Origin of the sequence: Rhodococcus sp. (in: high G+C Gram-positive bacteria) (assembly GCF_049286785.1) — a bacterium.
In the GTDB taxonomy this organism is placed as follows: Bacteria; Actinomycetota; Actinomycetes; order Mycobacteriales; family Mycobacteriaceae; genus Rhodococcus_F.
This window is the reverse complement of the sequence record NZ_JBAQEO010000658.1, coordinates 1-5,371: the sequence shown is the minus strand read 5'-3', so window position 1 is coordinate 5,371 and position 5,371 is coordinate 1. Positions and strand designations below refer to the sequence as shown.

Genomic DNA, 5,371 nt, shown 5'->3' with positions numbered 1-5,371 from the left:
GATCGGGTTGATGGTCCGACGCCTGGCGCCACCGCCCGGCCGCAAGCCCTGGCAACGTAGCTCAACCGCCGCTTGAGACTTTCCCAACACGTTCTGAGGGGCGAATGGCTGCCCTGAGCTTCACCATCCCGACCGGCAACCAGCGCGGCGGCCTCGAGGTCATCGCCCAGTGGTGCCCCGCTTCCGCGGTCGCCCCGGCTCTAGCGGATCCAATGCTGTGATCTGCCCCGGGCCGCATCACTGTCGGGGGCCGCTATCGGGCGGGATGGAGTTGACCGCGGTGCGTATCCGGTCTGTGCGCTGGCGGATCTCTGCCGGCGTGAGCACTGTAGGCCCACCCGGGGCGAAGCTGCGCGTGCACTCGCGGAAGTCCTCGATGCCCAGTTCGTCCATCGTCTCGGACAGCTCGGTGAGCGCCGCGAGGTACTCCTCACGCTGATCACCGGTCAGCGCCGCGACTATCTCTTGCTCGGCCTTCTGCCAATACCCGTCGTCTGCACGCTTCTTCGGATAGCCACTGCCTGCGCGCTGGAGATCTCTGGCGCCGGCACGTGTGCGACGCAGCCAACCGAACACCGACATCCCCCTTCGCCCAACCCGTCCACCGAGAGTAGCGCGCCCGCAACGCGGCCGAGCCCCTGCGTGACGTCGGAAGCTGAAACACCAACTACAAGGTTCCGTACTCGGGACAAGGACTGCGGATAGCGGGACAGGGTTGTGGCATATCGGGGCAGCCGGTGGCCACGCCGTTGGGCTGATCCACCGGCGGTGAGGACGGCGCCTCCCCGGGCGGCCGGCCACCTTCGGTGTCCCCCAAGAGGATGCTCCGCTGCGCTCCGCTCTGTTGAAGAACATCGTTCTTTTGACCTGCTGTCCTTCCGATTCTGATCGACGGCGGCCGGGGAACAACCCCTGGCGGCGCGAGCGCCGGCACAAGGCTCCGAGAACTTTCTCAACGCGTACTCGCTTCGCTCGCTGAGAAACTTCTCGGCCCAGGGGTTGCACCCCGTCCTGATACCGCCGATCCGAACCTCCCTTGCCAGCAGGGCAAAAAGAACGATCAGGGGCCGCAGGTGCCTGATCCGAGCACGGAGGTTTCGTTGAGCACCACGATCACTCTCGACTTTGTTTACGACCCGTTCGATGTCGCGCGCGTGATCTACGCCGAACTCGCAGGCCCGGACGAGGCCGACTTCGACGATCTGGACCAGGACACCCGCACCGCACTTCTGCGCATGGTCTTCGACCTCGAGCCGAATGATCCGCTCATCCTCGCAGTCCAGCGTCCCGTCGACCCGGCCGACTTCGGTCTGACTGTCTGACTCGCTACCCGCGCCCCAACCTCACGAAGGAGAACAACATGGGAACCACCGCACAGAACTACACGCCCGCAGAGGCCGCGCTGGACAGCATCGCTTCCCTGCTCGGCACCGCGCACAACCGGAGCACGCGGGCAGTCGACCTGCTCGACACCGTGAGCCAGACCATCGCCTCGACGGGTCGACCGAACCCCAACGGTGCAGATCCTGCCACCTACCGCGATCAGCTGCAGGCGAGCGCCGCCGAGCGCCCATTGCTGGCCGCTCTAATCGAGTTCGTCGACATGTTCTCCGCCGACGACACCATGGCATCGGTCGCAGGACAGTTCACCTGCGCGGAAATGGACGCCTTGTGCCGACTCCTCACCGCACTCGGCCACACCGACACCGCAGCCAGGTGGCTCGAACACCACGCCCGTGAGGACGAACCAGACGACCTGCACTACCTCGGCGCAGCTCACTGAACCCCATCAATCACCGAAGGAGTACCCATGTTCCGCAGCTACACAGCCATCACCGTCGAGATCGACGGCACCGTGCAGTTCGCTGATCTACCCGTGGACAGCTTTTGGACGAGCCGCAGGGTCGCCCCAGGGCGCGGCGCGGCCCTCGACGCCGTATCGGACTACCGGACCGCTGACTTCCCCCTCGGCGCAGGCGCCCGCCACGGAATCGCCTGTCTGATCGCCGGTGCGAATCACCGCTTCGACCCGGCGCAGCCGGAGAACCACCTTGCACGCGCGATCATCGATCGCCACGGAGCGGGTACCGACCGGCCGATCCGGGGTCGAGCGGTCATCCTCGCCGGTTGGGCGTGCGACCCACGTCCCATCCTCGAGCCGGTCGCCCGTGAGTTGATCGCACAGCTCAGTGCCGAGCTGGCAACCACCTCACACGCTGCCTGATCAATCCCCCCAGGGAGCAAGGAACACCGGGCAGTAAGTGGCTGCCCGGTGTTCTATCCCGAAAGACTAGGAGAGAAAACACATGACCGCAACAGTGACCGACCCGGCCGCGAGTTCTGAAACACCCCGAGCCACCGAGGAATTGATGCATCTGGGTCCCAACGAGGTCCTGATTGACGACAACGTGCGTGATGAGGTCGACCCGGACATGTTGGCGGAGCTGGTGGAGTCGGTGCGCGAGTACGGAGTGCTTGTCGCACTCAGGGCTGTCCGCTATGCCGACGGCACGGTCGCCATTGAAGACGGTCAATGCCGTGCCCTCGCGGCCAGGGACGCCGGTTTGACCACTATCCCGGTACTGGTGCATCCCGACACCGCAACTACCGACACCGAACGCGCGATCAACCGCATCAAACGTCAGCTCCACACCTACTCGCGAGGGGACCTGACGGCAGGCCAGCGCGCCGCAAGTGTTGCCCTGCTGTTGGACCTGGGTGAATCGGAAGCCGCGACCGCGAAGGCCGTGCGCGGGGTGCCCCGCGATCAAATCAAAGCCGCCGCAGCTGTCGGTAAGTCAGTGACCGCGCGCACCGCCATCGACGCCGGACAACTCAGCATGGAACAGGCCGCGATCGTGGCCGAGTTCGAGATCGAAGGAGACACCGAGGCCGTCGACCAACTGATGAACGCTGGTCGCTGGAACATTCGGTACACAGCGCAGCGTCTTCGCAACGACCGAGCAGAGAAGGCCGAACGCGCCGAAGCCGCCCAGCCCTACACGGAAATGGGATACACGATCCTCGCCGAGGAACCCCGCTACTGCGATGACCTGTTGCTCGCGGACCTGGTCAACGCAGAAGGCGGCGAGGTCACCGAGGCCGACACCCAAGTCGACCCGAACAAGTGGGCAGTCTGGCTCAGCAAAGACGAACGGTACTTCCTTCGCGAGGGTGGCGAGGAAATCGACGGCGAAGAGGTCGATTGGGCCACCGAGGACGACGACGAGGCCACCGAGGACGAGGGGCATCGGCACGCGAACACCGTCGAGACCCGGCAGGTCTGGTTGCCCGAGTACGTGTGCCTGGACCCCGAAGGGGCCGGTGTCGCACTCTCCCCGATCCTCGCCGCAGCCCGAACTGGCGCACCCGCCGAGGGTGGTGAGAGCGGCGAGGACGCCGCCGTGGCCGCCGCACGCCGCGAGGCCGAGGCCAAAGAACGCCAGCGTCAGGAGCGTAGGCAGGTCATCGCCTTGAACAAGCAGGCAGAAGCCGCGACCACCGTCCGCCGCGACTACCTACGAACCACCCTCCTCGCACGCAAGACCCCGCCGAAGGGTGCGGCCGGATTCGCCGCCACCGCCCTCGCGCGTGATCCGTGGCTGTTGACCGAAGGTAAGACCGACGAGGTAGTGCGAGGACTCCTCGGCAGCACCGCGATCAACACCGGTACCGCGATCGCCGAACTGGTCGCCAAGGCCAGCGACAACCGCGCCCAGGTGATCACCCTGGCCCTGGTCATCGCCGCCCAGGAAGCGCGGATGGTCAAAGACGCCTGGCGCTCACACCCGAAGGGCACCGACCGCTACCTCACGTTCCTGGCCGAGAACGATCACACCCTGACCCAGGTCGAGGAAGTCGCCGCAGGGACGCTGACCGCCGATCAGGTCGATATCGACTGACCGACACCCCACGGCCAGGACGGGCGACACCCGCCCCGGCCGTGGGACCAGCGGTCACCGCGAAAACGTGGTCGGCCGCACCCCGCGCCGACCACCGCAGCCCACCTCACCACCCGCACCCAGCCGGCGCGGGCCGCGGCCGAAGGGCGGACGCCTCCCGAATCACGCCCGGCCCCGCCCCCGGCGCACCACCGAATTGTCGGTTCGATAGAAGAATAAAGCGCCGAGAAGTCGGAAAGAAAAAGAATTACGGCACCATCCCCTTATTCTTGCTCATTCTTCTACTGGTGCCCCTGCGCATCAAGGGCGCTCACCGAAAACTTTTCCACGCGGTCGCGCACTCCCTTGTTTAGCGGAAAACTTTCCCGCTCGCCTTGGCGTTCCGATGCCCCGTCAGAACATTCGCCGGTACAAGGGGACAGCAGCTCCGAGGCCAGGTGATGGAGGTTCTGCCCCCGCAATGTGCTCTGGTGTGGGATGCCGGTGCGGACACCCGGAAGAGGGCGCGAGAATCGCTTGATGAATGGCTGGTAAATTACTCCAACAATTAACATGAAAGGCTTTGATATGACCACTTTATTCGATAAGATAAACGCAATCGAAATTAACATGGAGGGGGAAGTCGTGACAGTCACCGTGTACACCAAGCCGGGTTGTGATCAGTGCAAAGCGACCTATGTGAAATTCGACAAAGCGGGGATCGAGTACACGGTTGTCGACCTCACCGAGAATCCCGAAGCCCGCGCCCGCGTGCAGGGTCTCGGCTCCACCGACCCCGGCCAGCCAGCTGGACATGCCAACACGTAAGGACCGCCCCGTGACCGCAGCACTCGCACTCGTCCCCGGGATGTCGCAGTCGGCCGACACCGATCCGCTCCAGCCCGAAGACTTCGCCGACGACCTGCACAACGACGTCGAAGCACTGTTCCTGTGCGCCCTCCTGTGGGCGCCTCCGGTGTCCGCGAAACGTGCTGTCGACATCCTCGAGGCCACCGACTTCGTACGCCCCATCCATCGCGAGTTCTTCTCCCTGATCACCCGCCTTGTCGAGGGTGGGGCACCCCACAACGCGACCATGGTCGGGGCAGCGCTCGAGCGGTCCGGTGACCTCGCCGGCCACCTCGGATCCGAACGCTCCCGCCACCTAGCCAACCTCGCCACTCTCGGCGCCGAACACACAGCGATCCACTACTACGCCCACGCGGTCTTCAGCCAGGCATACCGGCGCAGCTTCGCCGCCGCAGCGACCGCACTGACCCAGGCCGCGCAGGAACTTCCCCAGGACCAGTTATCTACAGTGCGAGGACGAGAGGTGTACAACGTGCCAAATCAGGCTCTGACTGCGATCTCTGTGACGAAGATGGTCACGACTGTTGGGAACGCCTCTCGATTCCGGCGCAACGAATCGCATCCCCCCATTGCGGAGTCGGCCCGATGACCGCGGCTGCGTTCGTTCCCGAAACGAGCAA

7 protein-coding genes are annotated in these 5,371 nt (G+C 65.0%); 6 read left to right on the top strand and 1 reads right to left on the bottom strand.

The annotated features are described in order from the left end of the window. Positions 1-237: 237 nt before the first annotated feature. Positions 238-582 carry a hypothetical protein gene (locus WAW17_RS23730; protein ID WP_422335352.1) on the bottom strand — a complete coding sequence of 115 codons (345 nt, stop codon included), beginning with the start codon at positions 580-582 and terminating at the stop codon, positions 238-240. A 518-nt stretch (positions 583-1,100) separates the two neighbouring features. Between WAW17_RS23730 and WAW17_RS23725 the strand changes: the two genes are divergently transcribed. The 6 genes from WAW17_RS23725 (at position 1,101) to WAW17_RS23700 (ending at position 5,340) form a co-directional block, all read left to right on the top strand. Beyond that, a complete protein-coding gene (locus tag WAW17_RS23725; protein WP_422335351.1) occupies positions 1,101-1,322 on the top strand; it encodes a hypothetical protein in 222 nt (73 codons plus the stop codon). Between the two features lie 38 nt (positions 1,323-1,360). Next, positions 1,361-1,783: a hypothetical protein gene (locus WAW17_RS23720; RefSeq protein ID WP_422335350.1), complete on the top strand. Its 423-nt coding sequence runs from the start codon at positions 1,361-1,363 to the stop codon at positions 1,781-1,783. 27 nt (positions 1,784-1,810) lie between these two features. Further along, positions 1,811-2,224, top strand: coding sequence for a hypothetical protein (locus WAW17_RS23715; protein WP_422335349.1), 414 nt, complete (start codon positions 1,811-1,813; stop codon positions 2,222-2,224). Between the two features lie 82 nt (positions 2,225-2,306). Continuing rightward, positions 2,307-3,902, top strand: coding sequence for a ParB/RepB/Spo0J family partition protein (locus WAW17_RS23710; protein WP_422335348.1), 1,596 nt, complete (start codon positions 2,307-2,309; stop codon positions 3,900-3,902). 624 nt (positions 3,903-4,526) lie between these two features. Continuing rightward, positions 4,527-4,709, top strand: coding sequence for a glutaredoxin family protein (locus WAW17_RS23705; RefSeq protein WP_422335347.1), 183 nt, complete (start codon positions 4,527-4,529; stop codon positions 4,707-4,709). 10 nt (positions 4,710-4,719) lie between these two features. Beyond that, entirely contained in the window at positions 4,720-5,340 is a 621-nt protein-coding gene (locus tag WAW17_RS23700) for a DnaB-like helicase N-terminal domain-containing protein (RefSeq protein WP_422335346.1), read from the top strand. The last annotated feature ends 31 nt before the right edge of the window (positions 5,341-5,371 follow it).